A 17,745-nucleotide genomic window follows, 5' to 3' on the forward strand; every position below is an offset into this window, starting at 1 on the left:
GATAAGCATGTCACGCGTCGCTAAGAACCCCGTTAAGCTGCCAGCCGGTGTCGAAGTCAAATTCGCAGGCCAACAGCTTTCGGTGAAGGGTGCCAAGGGCACTCTGCAACTGAACATCCATTCGTCCGTTGAGATTGTTGAAGAAGCTGGTGAGCTGCGTTTCGCTGCTCGCAATGGCGATCAACAGACTCGCGCAATGGCTGGTACCACTCGTGCGTTGGTAAACAACATGGTCCAAGGCGTAAGCCAAGGCTTCGAGCGCAAGCTCCAGCTGGTCGGTGTTGGTTACAAGGCGCAAGCAAAAGGCACAGTGCTGAACCTGGCTCTTGGCTTCTCGCACCCAGTGGATTATGAACTGCCGGAAGGCATCACCGCTGAGACTCCTAGCCAGACCGATATCCTGATCAAGGGCATCGACAAGCAGCTGGTAGGTCAAGTGGCCGCCGAGATCCGCGACTTCCGTCCACCAGAGCCGTACAAAGGCAAAGGTGTGCGCTACGCGGACGAAGTCGTCCGTCGTAAAGAAGCCAAGAAGAAGTAGGGCATAGCAAATGACCGACAAAAAAGTTACTCGACTGCGTCGCGCTCGCAAAGCACGCCTGAAAATGCACGAACTCGAAGTCGTGCGTCTCTGCGTGTTCCGCTCGTCGCAGCACATCTACGCCCAGGTCATTTCGGCCGACGGCAACAAAGTCCTGGCGAGTGCCTCGACTTTGGATAAAGAACTGCGTGATGGCGCCACTGGCAACATCGACGCGGCCACTAAGGTTGGCCAGCTGGTCGCTACGCGTGCTAAAGCCGCTGGCGTCTCGCAGGTGGCTTTCGACCGCTCTGGCTTCAAGTACCACGGCCGCGTCAAGGCGCTGGCTGATGCTGCTCGTGAAGCTGGGCTGGAGTTCTAAGTTATGTCAAATAACGACCAAAAGCGCGACGAAGGCTACATCGAGAAGCTGGTTCAAGTTAACCGCGTAGCCAAAACCGTTAAAGGCGGCCGTATCTTCACTTTCACCGCGTTGACCGTGGTTGGTGATGGTAAAGGGCGTGTTGGCTTCGGCCGTGGCAAGTCGCGTGAAGTGCCTGCTGCGATCCAGAAGGCAATGGAAGCTGCTCGCCGCAACATGATCCAGGTTGATCTGAACGGCACCACTCTGCAGTACGCAATGAAGTCCGCCCATGGCGCTTCGAAGGTGTACATGCAGCCTGCTTCTGAAGGTACCGGTATCATCGCTGGCGGCGCTATGCGTGCTGTCCTCGAGGTTGCTGGCGTTCAGAACGTTCTGGCCAAGTGCTACGGCTCGACTAACCCAGTAAACGTGGTTCACGCCACTTTCAAGGGTTTGAAAGCAATGCAGTCTCCTGAATCCATTGCCGCCAAGCGTGGCAAAAGCGTCAAGGAGATCTTCTGATCATGGCTACCGTAAAAGTTACGCTGATCAAAAGCATGACCGGCCGCATCCCTAACCACAAACTGTGCGTTAAGGGTTTGGGTCTGCGTCGCATCGGTCACACTGTAGAGGTCCTGGATACTCCCGAGAATCGCGGGATGATCAACAAGGCCTACTACATGCTGCGTGTAGAGGGTTAATCGATGAAACTCAATGATCTGAGTCCAGCGCCGGGTTCCCGTCGCGAAAAGCATCGTCCGGGCCGTGGTATCGGTAGTGGTTTGGGCAAGACCGGTGGCCGTGGCCACAAAGGTCAAACATCCCGCTCCGGTGGCACCATTGCTCCAGGCTTTGAAGGCGGTCAACAGCCGCTGCATCGTCGCCTGCCGAAGTTCGGTTTCGTTTCCCTGAAGGCCATGGATCGCGCAGAAGTGCGTCTGTCCGAGCTGGCTAAAGTGGATGGCGACATCGTCACCGTGCAGTCCCTGAAGGATGCCAACGTGATCAACCAGAACGTACAGCGTGTGAAAATCATGCTGTCGGGCGAAGTTGCTCGCGCTGTCACCATCGGAAAGGGAATCGGCGCCACCAAAGGTGCGCGTGCGGCTATCGAAGCAGCTGGCGGCAAGTTCGAGGAATAAATGGCTAAGCAAGGTGCTCTCTCTGCGCTCGGCAAAGGCGGTATGTCTGAACTCTGGGCTCGTCTGCGTTTTCTGTTCCTGGCGATTATCGTCTACCGAATAGGCGCACACATCCCGGTTCCAGGTATCAACCCGGACCGACTCGCGGACCTGTTTCGACAGAATGAGGGGACCATTCTTAGCTTGTTCAACATGTTTTCCGGCGGTGCGCTGGAACGGATGAGTATCTTTGCTCTGGGGATCATGCCGTACATCTCGGCATCGATCATCATGCAACTGATGACCGCCGTCAGCCCACAGCTGGAACAGTTGAAGAAGGAAGGTGAAGCTGGCCGTCGCAAGATCAGCCAGTACACCCGCTACCTCACCGTCGTCCTTGCTCTTGTCCAGGCTGTTGGCATGTCCATCGGTCTGGCAGGGCAAGGCGTAGCGTTCACTGGTGACTTTGGCTTCCATTTCGTCGCAGTAACCACGTTTGTGGCGGGTGCGATGTTCATGATGTGGCTGGGTGAGCAGATTACTGAGCGTGGTGTTGGCAACGGTATCTCGATGTTGATTTTCGCAGGTATCGTCGCCGGTCTTCCGAGAGCGATCGGGCAGTCTTTCGAGTCTGCGCGTCAGGGTGACATCAACATTTTTGCCCTGGTTGCGATCGGTTTGCTGGCAGTAGCGATTATCGGTTTCGTGGTGTTCATTGAGCGTGGTCAGCGTCGTATTGCTGTTCACTACGCCAAGCGTCAGCAGGGCCGCAAGGTATTTGCTGCGCAGACTAGCCACTTGCCGCTGAAGGTGAATATGGCCGGTGTTATCCCGGCTATTTTTGCGAGCAGCATTTTGCTGTTCCCGGCTTCGCTGGGTGCCTGGTTTGGTCAGTCTGAAGGTATGGGCTGGCTGCAGGACATCTCGCAGTCGATCGCTCCTGGTCAGCCGTTGAATATTCTGCTGTTTAGTGCAGGGATTATTTTCTTCTGCTTCTTCTATACGGCGTTGATGTTCAATCCGAAAGACGTAGCGGAAAACCTGAAGAAGTCCGGTGCCTTTATTCCGGGTATCCGTCCAGGCGAGCAGTCGGCGCGCTACATTGATGGCGTTTTGACTCGTTTGACCTTGTTCGGTGCTCTCTATATGACGGCCGTCTGCTTGCTTCCCCAGTTCCTGGTGGTTGCGGCAAACGTTCCGTTCTACCTTGGCGGGACCTCGTTGCTGATCGTGGTCGTGGTTGTGATGGACTTCATGTCCCAAGTACAATCGCACCTCGTTTCGCACCAGTACGAATCCCTGATGAAGAAAGCCAACCTGAAGGGCTACGGCAGCGGCATGTTGCGCTGAGTAGCGTCCATAAGGTTCGAGGAGTTGGTGATGAAAGTTCGTGCATCGGTGAAAAAGCTGTGCCGTAACTGCAAGATTATTCGCCGCGAAGGCGTTGTTCGGGTAATTTGCAGCGCGGAACCGCGTCACAAACAGCGCCAAGGCTGAGTGTGATTGTGCTTTAAGCCCGGCAGCTAGTGCGCTGCCGGGTTGATTATTTGTTATTACAGCGATATTATCTCGCGCCCTATTTCTTGGCTTCCGGGGCGTAGGTAGCTGTCAATTGGAGTCCCACTGAATGGCCCGTATTGCAGGCGTTAACATTCCAGATAACAAGCATACTGTTATCTCGCTGACCTACATCTATGGTGTTGGTCGCACTACTGCACAGAAAATTTGTGCAGTGTCTGGGGTAAACCCAGCGGCAAAGATCAAAGATCTGAGCGACGAGCAGATTGAACAGCTGCGTGGCGAAGTGGCGAAGTTCACCACTGAAGGTGACCTGCGTCGCGAAATCAACATGAAAATCAAGCGCTTGATGGACCTCGGTTGCTATCGCGGTCTGCGTCATCGTCGTGGTCTTCCAGTACGCGGTCAGCGTACCAAGACCAACGCGCGTACCCGTAAAGGTCCGCGTAAGCCGATCCGCAAGTAATCGCCCCAGCGAATCGACAGGAATTTAATCATGGCAAAACCTGCTGCTCGTCCTCGTAAAAAAGTTAAAAAGACAGTGGTTGATGGCATCGCCCACATCCATGCTTCTTTTAACAACACCATCGTGACCATTACCGACCGTCAAGGTAACGCTCTTTCCTGGGCAACCTCCGGTGGTTCGGGTTTCCGCGGTTCCCGCAAGTCCACCCCGTTCGCTGCTCAAGTAGCTGCTGAGCGTGCTGGTCAAGCTGCGCTGGAATACGGTCTGAAAAACCTCGACGTTAACGTCAAGGGTCCAGGTCCGGGTCGTGAATCCGCAGTCCGCGCTTTGAACGGCTGTGGCTACAAGATCGCCAGCATCACCGACGTGACGCCAATCCCGCACAACGGGTGCCGTCCGCCGAAGAAGCGCCGCGTGTAATCCAGGAGATTGTAAAGAATGGCTCGTTACATTGGTCCAAAATGCAAACTCGCTCGTCGCGAAGGCACCGATCTCTTTCTGAAGAGCGGCGTGCGCGCGATCGAATCGAAGTGCAACATTGAAGCAGCACCTGGTATCCACGGCCAACGCCGCGGTCGCCAGTCCGATTACGGCACCCAACTGCGTGAAAAGCAGAAGGTCCGTCGTATCTACGGCGTTCTCGAGCGTCAATTCAGCGGCTACTACAAAGAAGCAGCTGGCAAGAAGGGCGCAACCGGCGAAAACCTGTTGCAACTGCTCGAATGCCGTCTGGACAACGTTGTATACCGTATGGGTTTCGGTTCTACTCGTGCCGAATCCCGTCAGCTGGTATCGCACAAGTCGATCAGCGTTAACGGTCAGACCGTAAACGTTCCGTCCTACCAGGTTCGTGCTGGTGACGTGGTTGCTGTTCGCGAGAAAGCAAAGAACCAACTTCGCATTGTCCAAGCTCTCGATCTGTGTGCCCAACGTGGCCGCGTAGAATGGGTAGAAGTAGACACTGAGAAGAAGTCGGGCGTTTTCAAGAACGTTCCTGCTCGCAGTGATCTGTCCGCCGACATCAACGAAAGCCTGATTGTCGAGCTCTACTCCAAGTAAGGGCTAGAAAATAGGTGCATCCATGCAGATTTCGGTAAATGAGTTCCTGACACCCCGCCATATTGATGTGCAGGTTGTCAGTCCAACCCGCGCCAAGATCACACTCGAGCCTCTCGAGCGTGGTTTCGGCCACACCCTGGGCAACGCGCTGCGCCGCATCCTGTTGTCCTCAATGCCCGGCTGTGCAGTAGTCGAGGCCGAGATTGACGGTGTGCTCCATGAGTACAGCGCCATCGAAGGTGTACAGGAAGATGTAATTGAAATCCTGTTGAACCTTAAAGGTCTGGCTATCAAGCTGCACGGTCGTGACGAAGTTACGCTGACCTTGTCGAAGAAGGGTTCGGGGGTGGTTACCGCTGCCGATATTCAGCTGGATCATGATGTCGAGATCGTTAACCCCGATCACGTAATCGCTAACCTGGCGTCTAACGGCGCCCTGAACATGAAGCTCACCGTAGCTCGTGGTCGTGGTTATGAACCGGCAGACTCGCGTCAGAGCGATGAAGACGAAAGCCGCAGCATCGGTCGCTTGCAGCTCGACTCTTCGTTCAGCCCGGTTCGCCGTATCGCATACGTGGTGGAAAACGCCCGTGTCGAACAGCGTACCAACCTGGACAAGCTGGTTATTGATCTGGAAACCAACGGTACCCTGGATCCTGAAGAGGCCATTCGCCGCGCTGCAACCATCCTGCAACAGCAGTTGGCTGCGTTCGTCGACCTCAAGGGTGACAGTGAGCCAGTGGTTGTCGAGCAGGAAGACGAGATCGATCCGATCCTGCTTCGCCCGGTTGACGATCTGGAACTGACTGTACGTTCGGCTAACTGCCTTAAGGCGGAAAACATCTACTACATCGGCGACCTGATTCAGCGCACCGAAGTAGAGCTGTTGAAGACTCCGAACCTTGGCAAGAAATCCTTGACTGAAATCAAGGACGTTCTGGCCTCCCGCGGTCTGTCCCTCGGCATGCGCCTCGACAACTGGCCGCCTGCAAGTCTTAAGAAGGACGACAAGGCGACTGCCTGATCGTCGTAATCACCGAACGTTGTGTTTGGTAAGGAATGAACCATGCGTCATCGTAAAAGTGGTCGTCACCTGAGCCGCACCAGCTCGCACCGCAAGGCCATGTTCCAAAACATGGCGGTGTCGCTGTTCGAGCACGAGCTGATCAAAACTACACTGCCGAAAGCCAAAGAACTGCGCCGCGTTGCTGAGCCGCTGATCACTTTGGCCAAGACAGATAGCTTGGCTAACCGCCGTCTGGCTTTCGACCGTACTCGTTCGAAAGCTATCGTTGGTAAGCTCTTCAACGACCTGGGCAAGCGTTACGCTACCCGTGAGGGTGGCTACCTGCGCATCCTCAAGTGCGGTTTCCGCGCTGGCGACAACGCGCCTATGGCGTACGTCGAGTTGGTTGATCGTGCTACCAGCGGTGAAGCTGTATCCGCTGAGTAAGTCGGCAACATACAAATAACCGGGCCTTGTGCCCGGTTTTTTGTGCCCGGTCAAAAAGTGGCAGTCACCTCTGATGGCTGGCTTGCGCTTGGCAATGCGACAGCATTAGATAATGACTATCGATGTCCATGATTTAATGAATTTGGATACTGTCATTAACATGATCAATACTCCTTTCCAGCCGATTAGCCGGCAGTTTGAAGACCGACCTAGGAAGATTGAGCATGAGCCAGACCAAAACGCTTACGACCGCCAGCGGCGCTCCTGTCGCCGATAACCAGAACTCTCGCTCCGCTGGCCCGCGTGGCCCGCTGTTGCTCGACGACTTCCACCTTATCGAGAAGCTCGCTCACTTCAATCGCGAGAACATTCCCGAGCGCCGTGTACACGCTAAGGGATCGGGCGCTTACGGCACATTTACCGTAACCCGGGATATTACCCAGTACACCAGCGCCAAGCTGTTTGAGTCGGTCGGCAAACAGACCCCGACGTTCCTGCGTTTTTCCACCGTGGGTGGCGAGCGTGGCTCTGCCGATACTGAGCGCGATCCACGCGGTTTCGCCCTGAAGTTCTACACCGAGGAAGGGAACTGGGACATCGTGGGTAATAACACCCCTGTGTTCTTCATCCGCGATCCGCTGAAATTCCCCGACTTCATCCATACGCAGAAGCGCCTGCCCCAAAGCAATCTGAAAAGTGCCCAAATGATGTGGGATTTCTGGTCGCATTCGCCCGAGGCTTTGCACCAGGTCACCATTCTGTTCTCTGATCGTGGCATTCCCGATGGCTACCGTCACATGCACGGCTTCGGCAGCCACACATATAGTCTGATCAGCGCCGAGGGTGAGCGTCACTGGGTGAAATGGCACTACAAGACCAAGCAAGGGATCAAGAACCTGACGCCGGCTGAAGCTGCACGCCTGGCGGGCACCGACCCGGATTACGCTCAGCGTGATCTGTTCAATGCGATCGAGCGTGGCGATTTCCCGAAGTGGAGCGTCTGCATCCAGATCATGACCGAGGCCCAGGCGGCGGCCCATTACGAGAACCCGTTCGACGTGACCAAGACCTGGTCGCAGAAGGAGTTTCCGTTGATCGAGGTCGGCGAGTTGGAACTCAACCGTAACCCGCTGAACTACTTCGCTGAAGTTGAGCAGGCGGCGTTCGGGCCGAGCAATATGGTTCCAGGGGTTGGCCTTTCGCCAGACCGCATGCTGCAAGGTCGTGTGTTCGCCTACGCTGATGCACACCGCTACCGTGTGGGTACCAATCACCAGCAATTGCCAGTCAACGCCCCGCGCAGCCCGGTCAACACTTACCAGCGCGACGGAGCCATGGCGTTCGGCAGCAATGGCGGTGCAGCACCGAACTACGAGCCCAACAGCTACGTCGAGGCCCCCAAGCAGGCTCCGCGTTATGCTGAACCGGCGCTGGCGCTCGGTGGTTCGGCAGACCGTTACGATCACCGCGAAGATACCGACTACTACAGTCACGCCGGTGCGCTGTTCCGCTTGATGAATGATGCCCAGAAAGCGCTGCTGATCAGCAACATCGCGGGTGCGATGGCCGGTGTATCGGCGGATGTCGTCGATCGTCAGTTGCAGCACTTCTTCAAAGCGGATGTCGCTTACGGTGAAGGCATCGCGAAAGCGTTGGGCGTACAGCTTAACTAAGTCTAAACGAGAAGCAGAACCGCCCTCAATTGGGCGGTTTTTGCGTTATTTAACCGGCTTTTCTCGGATTTTCTTCGCTTTTATCGCGATAGGCGAGTGACCTTGCGGTCAGCTTGGTTCAAACTAGAGCCTTCAAAGCTTGTGGAGATGTAGGGCGATGCAAGGTCACCCAGACGTAATCGATTACCTCAACACGCTGCTGACAGGCGAACTGGCAGCCCGTGATCAATATTTCATCCACTCGCGGATGTACGAGGACTGGGGTTTTACCGAGCTCTACGAACGTATCAACCATGAGATGGAAGAAGAGGCCCAGCACGCCGATGCGTTGATGCGCCGGATCCTCATGCTCGAAGGTACGCCACGCATGCGCCCTGATGATCTGGACATCGGCACCACGGTGCCAGACATGCTCGCGGCCGACCTGCGCCTGGAATACAAAGTCCGTGCCGCGCTGTGCAAGGGCATTGAGCTCTGCGAACAGCACAACGATTACGTGACCCGCGAGATCCTGCGCATCCAGCTCAACGACACCGAAGAAGACCATACCTACTGGCTCGAGAAGCAGCTGGGCCTGATCAAGTTGATAGGCCTGGAAAATTACCTGCAGTCGCAGTTCTGATTGCAGGGAAAGGGAACGCAGAGCGTCCCAAGCTGCATTCCCACGCGGAGCGTAGGAACGATCAAACAAAAAAGCCCCTGTCATTGATGAGATGACAGGGGCTTTTTCGTGGCCGGGGAAAAATCAGTCCCGGTCACGCTCCAGCAACGGCTTGAGGTAGTAGCCAGTGTACGACTGCTTCATCTCGGCCACTTCCTCGGGGGTACCCACCGCGATGATCTGACCACCCTTGGAGCCGCCTTCCGGCCCCAAGTCCACCAGCCAGTCCGCCGTCTTGATCACATCGAGGTTGTGCTCAATTACCACCACGGTGTTGCCATGGTCGCGAAGGCGATGCAGGACGTCGAGCAATTGCTGGATATCAGCGAAGTGCAAGCCCGTGGTCGGCTCGTCGAGGATGTACAGGGTCTTGCCGGTATCACGCTTGGACAGCTCGCGAGACAGCTTGACCCGCTGGGCCTCGCCGCCGGACAACGTGGTTGCCGATTGCCCAAGCTTGATGTACGACAGCCCCACATCCATCAGCGTCTGGAGCTTGCGCGCCAGGGCCGGCACCGCGTCGAAGAACACCCTGGCCTCTTCGATGGTCATCTCGAGGGTTTCGTGGATATTCTTGCCCTTGTACTTGATCTCCAGGGTTTCGCGGTTGTAGCGCTTGCTCTTGCACACGTCGCACGGCACATAGATGTCCGGCAAGAAGTGCATCTCGACCTTGATCAGGCCGTCGCCCTGGCAGGCTTCGCAGCGCCCGCCCTTGACGTTGAACGAGAAACGCCCTGGGCCATAGCCGCGTGAACGGGACTCCGGCACGCCGGCGAACAGCTCGCGAATCGGCGTGAACAGCCCGGTATAAGTCGCCGGGTTGGAGCGCGGTGTGCGACCGATGGGGCTCTGGTCGATGTCGACGACCTTGTCCAGATGCTCCAGGCCCTTGATGCTGTCGTGGGCGGCGGCCTCCAGGGTCGTGGCGCCGTTCAGGGCCGTAGCGCTGAGGGGGAACAGGGTGTTGTTGATCAGCGTCGATTTGCCGGAGCCGGACACACCGGTCACGCAAGTCAGCAGCCCAATCGGGATGTCCAGGTCAACGTTGCGCAGGTTGTTGCCACGGGCGCCCTTGAGGCTCAGCGACAGCTTCTTGTTGCGCGGCGTACGCTTGGCCGGCACCTTGATCTTCACCCGGCCCGACAGGTATTTGCCGGTCAGGGAGTCGGGATGCGCCATGACTTCGGCGGCTGTGCCTTGGGCAACGATATGCCCGCCATGCACCCCCGCACCCGGACCGATGTCCACGACGTAATCCGCCAGGCGGATCGCATCCTCGTCGTGTTCGACCACGATCACCGTGTTGCCGATGTCCCGCAGGTGCTTGAGCGTCCCGAGCAGTCGATCGTTGTCCCGCTGGTGCAGGCCAATGGACGGTTCGTCGAGGATGTACATCACCCCCACCAGGCCGGCACCGATCTGGCTGGCCAGGCGAATACGCTGGGCTTCGCCGCCGGACAAGGTATCTGCGCTGCGATCGAGGGTCAGGTAGTCCAGGCCAACGTTCACCAGAAATTGCAGGCGCTCGCGGATTTCCTTGAGGATCTTGTCGGCAATTTCGCCCCGGCGGCCGGTGAGCTTCAAGCCGCCGAAGTAGTCGGTGGCGTCCCCAATCGGCAGGTTGGTCACCGCCGGCAGGGTTTTCTCGCCGACCCACACATGTCGCGCCTCCCGACGCAAGCGGGTACCGCGGCAATCGGGGCAGGGCTGGGTGCTGAGGAACTTGGCCAGTTCTTCGCGCACGCTGGCCGATTCGGTCTCGCGATAACGCCGCTCCAGGTTCGGCACGATACCTTCGAACGGGTGGGAGCGTTTGACGATATCGCCACGGTCGTTCAGGTATTTGAAGTCGACACTTTGTGAGCCGCTGCCGTGCAGGATGAATTTCTGCTGGTCGGCGGGCAGTTCATTGAAGGGTTTGTCCAGGCTGAACTTGTAGTGGGCCGCCAGCGACCCGAGCATCTGGAAGTAGTAGACGTTACGCCGGTCCCAGCCGCGAATCGCGCCCTCGGCCAGGGTCAGTTCGCCATTGACCAGGCGCTTGGTGTCGAAGAACTGCTTGACCCCCAGGCCATCGCAGGTCGGGCACGCGCCGGCCGGGTTGTTGAAGGAGAACAGCTTGGGTTCCAGCTCGCTGATGGCGTGGCCGCAGATCGGGCAGGCGAAGCGCGCCGAGAAGATGATTTCCTCGCCGGGCTCGTCGTCCATCGGCGCTACCAGGGCGATGCCGTCGGCCAGCTTCAGCGCGGTCTCGAAGGATTCGGCCAGACGCTGTTGCAGGTCGGCCCGGACCTTGAAGCGGTCGACCACCACATCGATCGAATGCTTTTTCTGTTTATCCAGCTTCGGCAGTTCGTCCAGCTCGCACAGCTTGCCGTTGACCCGTGCCCGAACGAAGCCTTGGGCGCGCAGTTCTTCGAAGACCATCAGGTGCTCGCCCTTTCGCTCGCGGATGACCGGCGCCAGCAGCATCAACTTGCTGCCTTCGGGCTGGGCCAGCACCAGGTCGACCATCTGGCTGACGGTCTGGGCTTCCAGCGGGATGTCGTGGTCGGGACACCGCGGAATACCGACCCGCGCATACAGCAAACGCAGGTAATCGTAGATCTCGGTGATGGTGCCGACGGTTGAGCGTGGGTTGTGGGAAGTCGATTTCTGTTCGATGGAAATCGCCGGCGACAGGCCTTCGATGGTGTCGACGTCGGGTTTTTCCATCATCGACAGGAACTGCCGGGCGTAGGCCGACAGCGATTCGACATAGCGCCGCTGGCCTTCAGCGTACAGGGTGTCGAAGGCCAGGGATGATTTGCCGGATCCGGACAGGCCGGTGATGACGATCAGCTTGTCCCGTGGCAGGGTCAGGTCGATGTTCTTCAGGTTGTGGGTACGGGCCCCACGAATCAGGATCTTGTCCAAAGTGGCCTCGCTCGGCGGGCGTCGAAAACGTAGGAGTATACGGGCAAATACTGGATGGATGCACACTATTGAAAGTGAGTTTGCAGTCATACATGAAGACTGCGCGGCAAACGGTCGCGATATACCCCCTCAATCGATGGGACTGGTAGAATCGCCGCCGGTTCACACGAGGTTTTTCCATGCACGATCCCCACAGCGAACGCATGAGCAGCGGCGAGACACGCGCAGCAAGCGGTCTGGCTCTTGTGTTCGCCTTCCGTATGCTGGGCATGTTCATGGTGTTGCCGGTGCTGGCGACCTATGGGATGGATCTGGCAGGCGCGACCCCGGCCCTCATCGGGTTGGCGATTGGCGCGTACGGCCTGACCCAGGCGATTTTCCAGATCCCGTTCGGGGTCATTTCCGACCGCATAGGCCGGCGTCCCGTCATCTACCTGGGCTTGATTGTCTTCGCCCTGGGCAGTGTGCTGGCGGCCAATGCCGATTCGATCTGGGGCGTGATCGCCGGACGCATCCTGCAAGGCGCCGGGGCGATTTCCGCAGCCGTCATGGCTTTGCTGTCGGACCTGACCCGCGAACAGCATCGGACCAAGGCCATGGCCATGATCGGCATGACGATCGGTCTGTCGTTCGCCGTCGCCATGGTCGTCGGGCCGTTGCTGACCCGCGCCTTTGGCTTGTCGGGGCTGTTTCTGGTCACGGGGGGCATGGCGCTGGTGGGCATCCTGATCGTGGCGTTCATGGTGCCGCGCTCCACCGGGCCGTTGCAGCACCGCGAATCAGGGGTGGCTCGCCAGGCGCTGATGCCGACGCTCAAGCACCCGGACCTGCTGCGTCTGGACCTGGGCATCTTCGTGCTCCACGCCATGTTGATGTCCAGCTTCGTTGCCTTGCCGCTGGCGCTGGTGGAGAAGGCCGGCCTGCCCAAGGAGCAGCACTGGTGGGTTTACCTGACTGCGCTGCTGATTTCGTTTTTCGCCATGATTCCGTTCATCATCTACGGCGAGAAGCGACGCAAAATGAAACGAGTTTTGCTCGGCGCCGTCGTGACGCTGATGCTCACTGAGCTATTCTTCTGGCAGTTCGGCGACAGCCTGCGGGCCCTGGTGATCGGCACAGTGGTGTTCTTCACCGCGTTCAATCTGCTGGAGGCGTCGCTGCCGTCGCTGATCAGCAAGGTTTCACCGGCGGGTGGCAAGGGCACGGCGATGGGGGTTTACTCCACCAGCCAGTTCCTCGGTTCGGCGTTGGGCGGGATCCTCGGCGGCTGGTTGTTCCAGCATGGCGGTTTGTCGGTTGTGTTCCTGGGATGCGCCGCGCTGGCTGCACTTTGGCTGGTCTTTGCTGTTACCATGCGCGAACCTCCGTATGTGACGAGCCTGCGCTTGCCGTTGTCGCCCGAAGCCATCCGCGAAGCAGGCCTGACCGAGCGCCTTAAGGCCGTCGTTGGAGTAACCGATGCAGTGGTGGTCGCCGACGAAGCGGCCGTTTATATCAAACTGGACACCGAATTATTGGATCGCGCGACGCTCGAGCGCCTGGTGAACAACCCGGCCCCGACCACGTGCGAAGCCTAGGAGAACGTTATGGCCCGTGGGGTTAACAAAGTCATATTGGTCGGTACTTGCGGCCAGGATCCCGAAGTTCGCTACCTGCCCAATGGCAACGCTGTGACCAACCTGAGTCTGGCGACCAGCGAACAGTGGACCGACAAGCAGACCGGCCAGAAGGTCGAGAAGACCGAATGGCACCGCGTGTCGATGTTCGGCAAGGTGGCCGAAATCGCCGGCGAATACCTGCGCAAGGGTTCGCAGGTGTACATCGAAGGCAAGCTGCAGACCCGCGAGTGGGAAAAAGACGGCATCAAGCGCTACACCACCGAAATCGTGGTCGACATGCAAGGCACCATGCAACTGCTGGGCGGTCGTCCACAGGGTGACCAGCAGCAAGGTGGCAACAACTACCAGCAGGCTGCTCCGCGTCAGCAAGCACCTCGCCCGCAGTCGGCGCCTCAGCCACAGCGTGAACGTCCAGCGGCTCCGCAACAGGCCGCGCCACAACCGGCTCCGGACTTCGACAGCTTTGATGACGATATTCCGTTCTAAAGCCGCTGGAAGCTCCAGGCAGCGAGCTTCAAGCTAAAAACAAAACCGCGCTTCGGTTTACGAGGCGCGGTTTTTTTTTAGCCTTGAATTTGCCGCTTGGGGCATCACTCAGTGGCGGGCAGCCAAAAACTGTTCAGTGCTCACCACATCCGCATAGGCAAAACCCAGGGCCGACATGAAGGCCGCATGCACTTGAGCCGCCGGGACGACGAGCCCATTGAACTCCAGATCGCGGCTGGCACAAGCATCGTGAATCACCGTGACCTCATAGCCCATGTCCGCCGCCGCCCGGGCGACCCCGTCGATGCACATGTGGCTCATGCTGCCGACGATCACCAGGTGCTTAATGTCGTGGCGGTCAAGGATGGCTTGCAATTGGGTTTCGCGAAACGAGTTGACGAAGTGCTTGAGCACCACCGGTTCGTCGGCGCGGTTGAGTACTTTGGGATGCAGTTGCGCACCTTCAGAGCCTGGGGTGAAGAACGGTGCGGAATCGGAGGTGAATTCGTGACGAATGTGCACCACCTGATCCGCGGCCTGGCGAAAGGCTTCGATCAGTCTGGCGGCGTTATCGGCGGCCGCTTCGGCACCGACCAATGGCCATTTTCCCTGGGGGAAGTAGTCGTTCTGGATATCGACTACGATGAGCGCTTGCTTGGACATAAGGCTTCCTCGATCAGTGGGGTCTGAAGCCAGTATTGGCTCATGCCACCGGTTTCAGAATGGGCCGTAACGACAATAAGCGAGGGAAAACTGACAATGACGCAGCAAAGGGCAGTCGCTGAGCTCGGGGTGCTCATCTACCCCGGCGCGCAACTGGCGGCGGTGCATGGCTTGACCGATCTGTTCGCCGTGGCGCAGCGGATTGCCGACGAGCAAGCCAGTTCTCAGTTGCCGCGCCTGCGGGTCAGTCATTGGCGAGCGCAGGAGGGAGAAGTGCCGACCCGGGTGTTCGAGAGTTTCGCCGGTCCTCAGGGCAGGCTGGTTGCGCTGCTGATTCCACCGTCCATCGCCGGTTTCAGTGAGGGGCTGGTGTCGCAGGCGCTGATGACCTGGTTGCGAGCGTGGCATGCCGACGGCACGGTGCTGGGTGGGGTGTGTGTCGGTTCGATTCTGTTGGCCGAAAGCGGCCTGCTCGATGGGCGCAGCGCCACGACCCACTGGACCTCGGCCAAGACCTTTGCCGCGCGTTATCCGAAGATCAAGCTCGACGCTGATAAACCCATTGTCGACGATGGCGACCTGATTACCACGGCCGGGCTGATGGCCTGGTCAGAGCTGGGGCTACGACTGGTGGACCGCCTGCTCGGCCCCAGCATCGCCACGCGCACGGCGCAGTTTCTGGTGATCGAACACAGCGACAGCGCCAGCCAATGTGGCAGTAACTTCGCGCCCATCCTCGGACACGGTGACGCGGCCATTCTCAAGGTCCAGCACTGGTTGCAAGGCAGCGGAGCAGTGGACGTTTCCCTCGGCGCCATGGCCGAACAGGCCGGGCTTGAGGAACGCACCTTCCTGCGCAGGTTTCGCGCCGCCACCGGGCTCAAACCTACCGAATACTGCCAGCACCTGCGCGTCGGCAAGGCGCGGGAAATGCTGGAGTTCACCAATGGCACCATCGACCACATTGCCTGGACGGTGGGTTATCAGGACCCGGGGGCTTTTCGCACGACGTTCAAGAAAATTACTGGGTTGGCGCCCAGTGATTATCGGGCGAGGTTTGGGGTCAGCCCGATGAATGCGCCAAAGTAGTCATCGATCTCTTCGCCACCGTCGCAGTCGTCGTGCAATTTGCCGGATGTCCTCAGGGTGTCGTGCAGAATGAAACAGGCCCGGTGCTATCAATTATGCCTCCGACGCCCGTTTCGCTGCTCGTCCTGGCTCGCAACACCGTTGGCCTGATCTCTGCACCCCTTTATCTAAAGCCATCGAGCGCAGTTAAAAGGGCACCGCATGACGACGGTCAATCGTAACAAACTGGTAGTGGACCATTCGATCAACCCCCACGCGCCGCTTCATGAGGTCGAAACCAATCGGGCGCTGGCCCGTTGGCTGGCGCAGATTCTCGGCCTTGAATACGGCGGCAGCTATGACCAACAGCATCATGCGGGTCATGATCTGTACTTGCTGCCCACGCAAACCGTCATAGGTGCCGAAGCCGCCCTGCGCTTGGGCGTCAAAGGGCCGGAGGATCTATGGGGCGGTTACGTCGAGCATGATTTTATCTGCACCAAGGCAATCACCCACGGTCTGCTGAACAGGCACGCGGTCGCGCCCTTGGGCTGGTCGCCGTTGTTTGCCAAGTTGACTCGGGGGGCGGTGCTCGATGGCGTGACTGTGTTTGCGCTTCAGGATGCGCGCCAGGCGGCTGAGCACCTGCTGTACTCCGGAACGATCCGCTTCAAGCCTATCCATGCCTGTGCCGGACGCGATCAGCGGGTGATCAAGAGTCTGGCGCAATTCGATGAAATCGCCGCCGGCCCCGAGGCTCAAGCGCTGTTTCGCGACGGTGTGGTGCTTGAGCAGAACCTCGAACAGGTCAAGACCCAGAGCGTCGGCCAGAGCTTCATCAACGGCAAGGTCTTGAGCTATTGCGGTGTGCAACATTTGACGCGGGACAGTGAAGGGCTGGAGGTTTACGGCGGCTCGGACCTGTTGGCGGTGCAGGGCGGCTATATTGAATTGCTTAAACTTGAGCTGCCCGACGATGTGCGTGAGGCGGTGCGGTTGGCGCAGGTGTTTGACGATGCCGCCAATCAGGCTTTTCCAAAGTTCTTTGCCTCGCGGCGCAATTACGACATCGCCCAGGGCATTGACGTCAGCGGTCAGCCTCGCGGTGGTGTGCTGGAGCAGTCATGGCGCATGGGCGGGGCCAGCAGTGCTGAGCTCGCGGCGTTGCAGGCGTTCATTGAGGATCCTACGTCCAGCGCGGTCCGTGTGTCCTCGGTCGAGACCTACACTGAGCAGCCGCTGCCCCCTGGGGCCAGGGAGGTCTATCGCGGCCCCGCGCACAATGGTGACTTTCTTCTTAAATACGTAACGGTTCATTCCTATGACGGCTAGAAGCGAAACCATTCAGATCGAGATCGACGACGAATACATGAACGGCACCTTTCTGAGCCCTAAATCGAAGGTTCCAGGGGTGTTGTTCGTCCACGGTTGGGGCGGTAGCCAGGAGCGTGACCTGGAACGCGCCAAAGGCATTGCCGGCCTGGGTTGCGTCTGTCTGACCTTTGACTTGCGCGGGCATACCGGCGGGGCTGGCATTCCGTTATCCCGGGTAACCCGGGAAGATAACCTGCGGGATTTGCTCACCGCCTATGACCGGCTGCTCGCCCATCCAGCCTTGGACACCTCGGCGATCGCCGTGGTGGGCACCAGCTACGGCGGTTACCTGGCGGCGATCCTGACGTTGCTGCGGCCAGTGCGCTGGCTGGCTTTACGAGTGCCGGCGCTGTATCGCGACGAGCAATGGCACACGCCCAAGCGTGACCTGGACAAGACTGACCTGCTGGATTATCGCAGTACCCTGGTGCACGCCGACACCAATCGCGCCTTGCATGCGTGCTCGCAGTTCACCGGTGATGTGTTGCTAGTGGAATCGGAGACCGACGACCATGTGCCCCACGCGACGATCATGAGCTACCGAGCGGCGTGCCAGCAGACCCATTCGCTGACGCACCGGATCATCGACGGCGCCGACCATGCCTTGAGCGACCCAGTGTCCCAACAGGCCTACACCTCAATCCTGGTGGACTGGATCACCGAGATGGTAGTGGGTGAGCGGTTGAGCATTATTCAGGCGCGGTGATTGCGCTGTGTTCATGCGGGCCTTATCGCGAGCAGGCTCGCTCCCACAGGAGATCTTTGGTGGACAGGAATCCTA

21 protein-coding genes are annotated in these 17,745 nt (G+C 58.5%); 19 read left to right on the forward strand and 2 right to left on the reverse strand.

All coding sequences use genetic code 11. The features are described from left to right. The first annotated feature begins 7 nt into the window (after positions 1 to 7). The 14 genes from rplF to bfr all read left to right on the forward strand — a co-directional run bounded on the left by rplF (position 8) and on the right by bfr (position 8,796). A complete protein-coding gene (gene rplF, locus BW979_RS06600) occupies positions 8 to 541 on the forward strand; it encodes a 50S ribosomal protein L6 (protein WP_003186039.1) in 534 nt (177 codons plus the stop codon). Between the two features lie 10 nt (positions 542 to 551). After that, positions 552 to 902: a 50S ribosomal protein L18 gene (rplR, locus tag BW979_RS06605; protein ID WP_003186037.1), complete on the forward strand. Its 351-nt coding sequence runs from the start codon at positions 552 to 554 to the stop codon at positions 900 to 902. 3 nt (positions 903 to 905) lie between these two features. Continuing rightward, positions 906 to 1,406, forward strand: coding sequence for a 30S ribosomal protein S5 (rpsE, locus tag BW979_RS06610; protein WP_003186035.1), 501 nt, complete (start codon positions 906 to 908; stop codon positions 1,404 to 1,406). A 2-nt stretch (positions 1,407 to 1,408) separates the two neighbouring features. Then, entirely contained in the window at positions 1,409 to 1,585 is a 177-nt protein-coding gene (rpmD, locus tag BW979_RS06615) for a 50S ribosomal protein L30 (RefSeq protein WP_003186033.1), read from the forward strand. A 3-nt stretch (positions 1,586 to 1,588) separates the two neighbouring features. After that, entirely contained in the window at positions 1,589 to 2,026 is a 438-nt protein-coding gene (gene rplO, locus BW979_RS06620; RefSeq protein ID WP_003186032.1) for a 50S ribosomal protein L15, read from the forward strand. Next, positions 2,027 to 3,355 carry a preprotein translocase subunit SecY gene (secY, locus tag BW979_RS06625; protein ID WP_047229771.1) on the forward strand — a complete coding sequence of 443 codons (1,329 nt, stop codon included), beginning with the start codon at positions 2,027 to 2,029 and terminating at the stop codon, positions 3,353 to 3,355. It abuts the gene before it with no gap. A gap of 30 nt (positions 3,356 to 3,385) precedes the next feature. Continuing rightward, complete coding sequence (gene rpmJ / locus BW979_RS06630) at positions 3,386 to 3,502, forward strand: 50S ribosomal protein L36 (RefSeq protein ID WP_002555468.1); 117 nt, start codon at positions 3,386 to 3,388, stop codon at positions 3,500 to 3,502. 130 nt (positions 3,503 to 3,632) lie between these two features. After that, entirely contained in the window at positions 3,633 to 3,989 is a 357-nt protein-coding gene (gene rpsM / locus BW979_RS06635) for a 30S ribosomal protein S13 (RefSeq protein WP_047229770.1), read from the forward strand. Between the two features lie 30 nt (positions 3,990 to 4,019). Then, positions 4,020 to 4,409, forward strand: a complete 390-nt coding sequence (gene rpsK, locus BW979_RS06640; RefSeq protein ID WP_002555466.1) for a 30S ribosomal protein S11 — start codon at positions 4,020 to 4,022, stop codon at positions 4,407 to 4,409. A gap of 18 nt (positions 4,410 to 4,427) precedes the next feature. Continuing rightward, entirely contained in the window at positions 4,428 to 5,048 is a 621-nt protein-coding gene (gene rpsD, locus BW979_RS06645) for a 30S ribosomal protein S4 (RefSeq protein ID WP_003176404.1), read from the forward strand. A gap of 22 nt (positions 5,049 to 5,070) precedes the next feature. Further along, positions 5,071 to 6,072: a DNA-directed RNA polymerase subunit alpha gene (locus BW979_RS06650; RefSeq protein ID WP_003186012.1), complete on the forward strand. Its 1,002-nt coding sequence runs from the start codon at positions 5,071 to 5,073 to the stop codon at positions 6,070 to 6,072. Between the two features lie 42 nt (positions 6,073 to 6,114). Next, entirely contained in the window at positions 6,115 to 6,501 is a 387-nt protein-coding gene (gene rplQ, locus BW979_RS06655; RefSeq protein ID WP_003186009.1) for a 50S ribosomal protein L17, read from the forward strand. A 224-nt stretch (positions 6,502 to 6,725) separates the two neighbouring features. After that, positions 6,726 to 8,174 (forward strand): catalase, encoded by a 1,449-nt coding sequence (locus BW979_RS06660; protein ID WP_076383443.1) that lies wholly within the window; start codon positions 6,726 to 6,728, stop codon positions 8,172 to 8,174. Positions 8,175 to 8,331: 157 nt separating this feature from the next. Beyond that, complete coding sequence (gene bfr / locus BW979_RS06665) at positions 8,332 to 8,796, forward strand: bacterioferritin (RefSeq protein ID WP_025215751.1); 465 nt, start codon at positions 8,332 to 8,334, stop codon at positions 8,794 to 8,796. A 123-nt stretch (positions 8,797 to 8,919) separates the two neighbouring features. Here the strand turns inward: bfr and uvrA are convergent, their stop codons facing one another. Continuing rightward, positions 8,920 to 11,754 (reverse strand): excinuclease ABC subunit UvrA, encoded by a 2,835-nt coding sequence (gene uvrA / locus BW979_RS06670; protein WP_047229768.1) that lies wholly within the window; start codon positions 11,752 to 11,754, stop codon positions 8,920 to 8,922. Positions 11,755 to 11,933: 179 nt separating this feature from the next. On the opposite strand from uvrA, the gene BW979_RS06675 reads away from it, so the two are divergent. Together BW979_RS06675 and BW979_RS06680 are read left to right on the forward strand one after the other, a co-directional pair. Further along, the gene (locus BW979_RS06675; protein WP_076383444.1) at positions 11,934 to 13,331 is read left to right on the forward strand and encodes an MFS transporter; all 1,398 of its coding nucleotides are present in this window, start codon (positions 11,934 to 11,936) and stop codon (positions 13,329 to 13,331) included. Positions 13,332 to 13,340: 9 nt separating this feature from the next. Continuing rightward, the gene (locus tag BW979_RS06680; protein ID WP_047229766.1) at positions 13,341 to 13,859 is read left to right on the forward strand and encodes a single-stranded DNA-binding protein; all 519 of its coding nucleotides are present in this window, start codon (positions 13,341 to 13,343) and stop codon (positions 13,857 to 13,859) included. Positions 13,860 to 13,967: 108 nt separating this feature from the next. On the opposite strand, the gene BW979_RS06685 is transcribed toward BW979_RS06680, so the two are convergent. Next, complete coding sequence (locus BW979_RS06685; protein ID WP_076383445.1) at positions 13,968 to 14,522, reverse strand: cysteine hydrolase family protein; 555 nt, start codon at positions 14,520 to 14,522, stop codon at positions 13,968 to 13,970. 96 nt (positions 14,523 to 14,618) lie between these two features. Between BW979_RS06685 and BW979_RS06690 the strand changes: the two genes are divergently transcribed. From BW979_RS06690 to BW979_RS06700, 3 genes are all read left to right on the forward strand, one after another. Then, positions 14,619 to 15,611 carry a GlxA family transcriptional regulator gene (locus BW979_RS06690; RefSeq protein ID WP_076383446.1) on the forward strand — a complete coding sequence of 331 codons (993 nt, stop codon included), beginning with the start codon at positions 14,619 to 14,621 and terminating at the stop codon, positions 15,609 to 15,611. Positions 15,612 to 15,812: 201 nt separating this feature from the next. Continuing rightward, positions 15,813 to 16,922 carry a DUF3182 family protein gene (locus BW979_RS06695; protein ID WP_076383447.1) on the forward strand — a complete coding sequence of 370 codons (1,110 nt, stop codon included), beginning with the start codon at positions 15,813 to 15,815 and terminating at the stop codon, positions 16,920 to 16,922. Beyond that, the gene (locus BW979_RS06700; RefSeq protein WP_047229762.1) at positions 16,912 to 17,670 is read left to right on the forward strand and encodes an alpha/beta hydrolase family protein; all 759 of its coding nucleotides are present in this window, start codon (positions 16,912 to 16,914) and stop codon (positions 17,668 to 17,670) included. Before BW979_RS06695 ends, BW979_RS06700 begins: the two co-directional genes overlap by 11 nt. Positions 17,671 to 17,745: the final 75 nt, after the last annotated feature.

The sequence above is a fragment of the Pseudomonas sp. A214 genome, from assembly GCF_900156295.1.
In the GTDB taxonomy this organism is placed as follows: Bacteria; Pseudomonadota; Gammaproteobacteria; order Pseudomonadales; family Pseudomonadaceae; genus Aquipseudomonas; species Aquipseudomonas rhizophila.

Coding starts and splice junctions, on each gene's coding strand:
- secY (WP_047229771.1), top strand. CDS start 2,027: ATGGCTAAGCAAGGTGCTCTCTCTGCGCTCGGCAAAGGCGGTATGTCT.
- rplF (WP_003186039.1), top strand. CDS start 8: ATGTCACGCGTCGCTAAGAACCCCGTTAAGCTGCCAGCCGGTGTCGAA.
- BW979_RS06690 (WP_076383446.1), top strand. CDS start 14,619: ATGACGCAGCAAAGGGCAGTCGCTGAGCTCGGGGTGCTCATCTACCCC.
- rpsK (WP_002555466.1), top strand. CDS start 4,020: ATGGCAAAACCTGCTGCTCGTCCTCGTAAAAAAGTTAAAAAGACAGTG.
- bfr (WP_025215751.1), top strand. CDS start 8,332: ATGCAAGGTCACCCAGACGTAATCGATTACCTCAACACGCTGCTGACA.
- BW979_RS06675 (WP_076383444.1), top strand. CDS start 11,934: ATGCACGATCCCCACAGCGAACGCATGAGCAGCGGCGAGACACGCGCA.
- BW979_RS06650 (WP_003186012.1), top strand. CDS start 5,071: ATGCAGATTTCGGTAAATGAGTTCCTGACACCCCGCCATATTGATGTG.
- BW979_RS06680 (WP_047229766.1), top strand. CDS start 13,341: ATGGCCCGTGGGGTTAACAAAGTCATATTGGTCGGTACTTGCGGCCAG.
- rplR (WP_003186037.1), top strand. CDS start 552: ATGACCGACAAAAAAGTTACTCGACTGCGTCGCGCTCGCAAAGCACGC.
- rplQ (WP_003186009.1), top strand. CDS start 6,115: ATGCGTCATCGTAAAAGTGGTCGTCACCTGAGCCGCACCAGCTCGCAC.
- rpsD (WP_003176404.1), top strand. CDS start 4,428: ATGGCTCGTTACATTGGTCCAAAATGCAAACTCGCTCGTCGCGAAGGC.
- rplO (WP_003186032.1), top strand. CDS start 1,589: ATGAAACTCAATGATCTGAGTCCAGCGCCGGGTTCCCGTCGCGAAAAG.
- BW979_RS06660 (WP_076383443.1), top strand. CDS start 6,726: ATGAGCCAGACCAAAACGCTTACGACCGCCAGCGGCGCTCCTGTCGCC.
- rpsE (WP_003186035.1), top strand. CDS start 906: ATGTCAAATAACGACCAAAAGCGCGACGAAGGCTACATCGAGAAGCTG.
- BW979_RS06695 (WP_076383447.1), top strand. CDS start 15,813: ATGACGACGGTCAATCGTAACAAACTGGTAGTGGACCATTCGATCAAC.
- rpmD (WP_003186033.1), top strand. CDS start 1,409: ATGGCTACCGTAAAAGTTACGCTGATCAAAAGCATGACCGGCCGCATC.
- BW979_RS06700 (WP_047229762.1), top strand. CDS start 16,912: ATGACGGCTAGAAGCGAAACCATTCAGATCGAGATCGACGACGAATAC.
- rpsM (WP_047229770.1), top strand. CDS start 3,633: ATGGCCCGTATTGCAGGCGTTAACATTCCAGATAACAAGCATACTGTT.
- rpmJ (WP_002555468.1), top strand. CDS start 3,386: ATGAAAGTTCGTGCATCGGTGAAAAAGCTGTGCCGTAACTGCAAGATT.
- BW979_RS06685 (WP_076383445.1), bottom strand. CDS start 14,522: ATGTCCAAGCAAGCGCTCATCGTAGTCGATATCCAGAACGACTACTTC.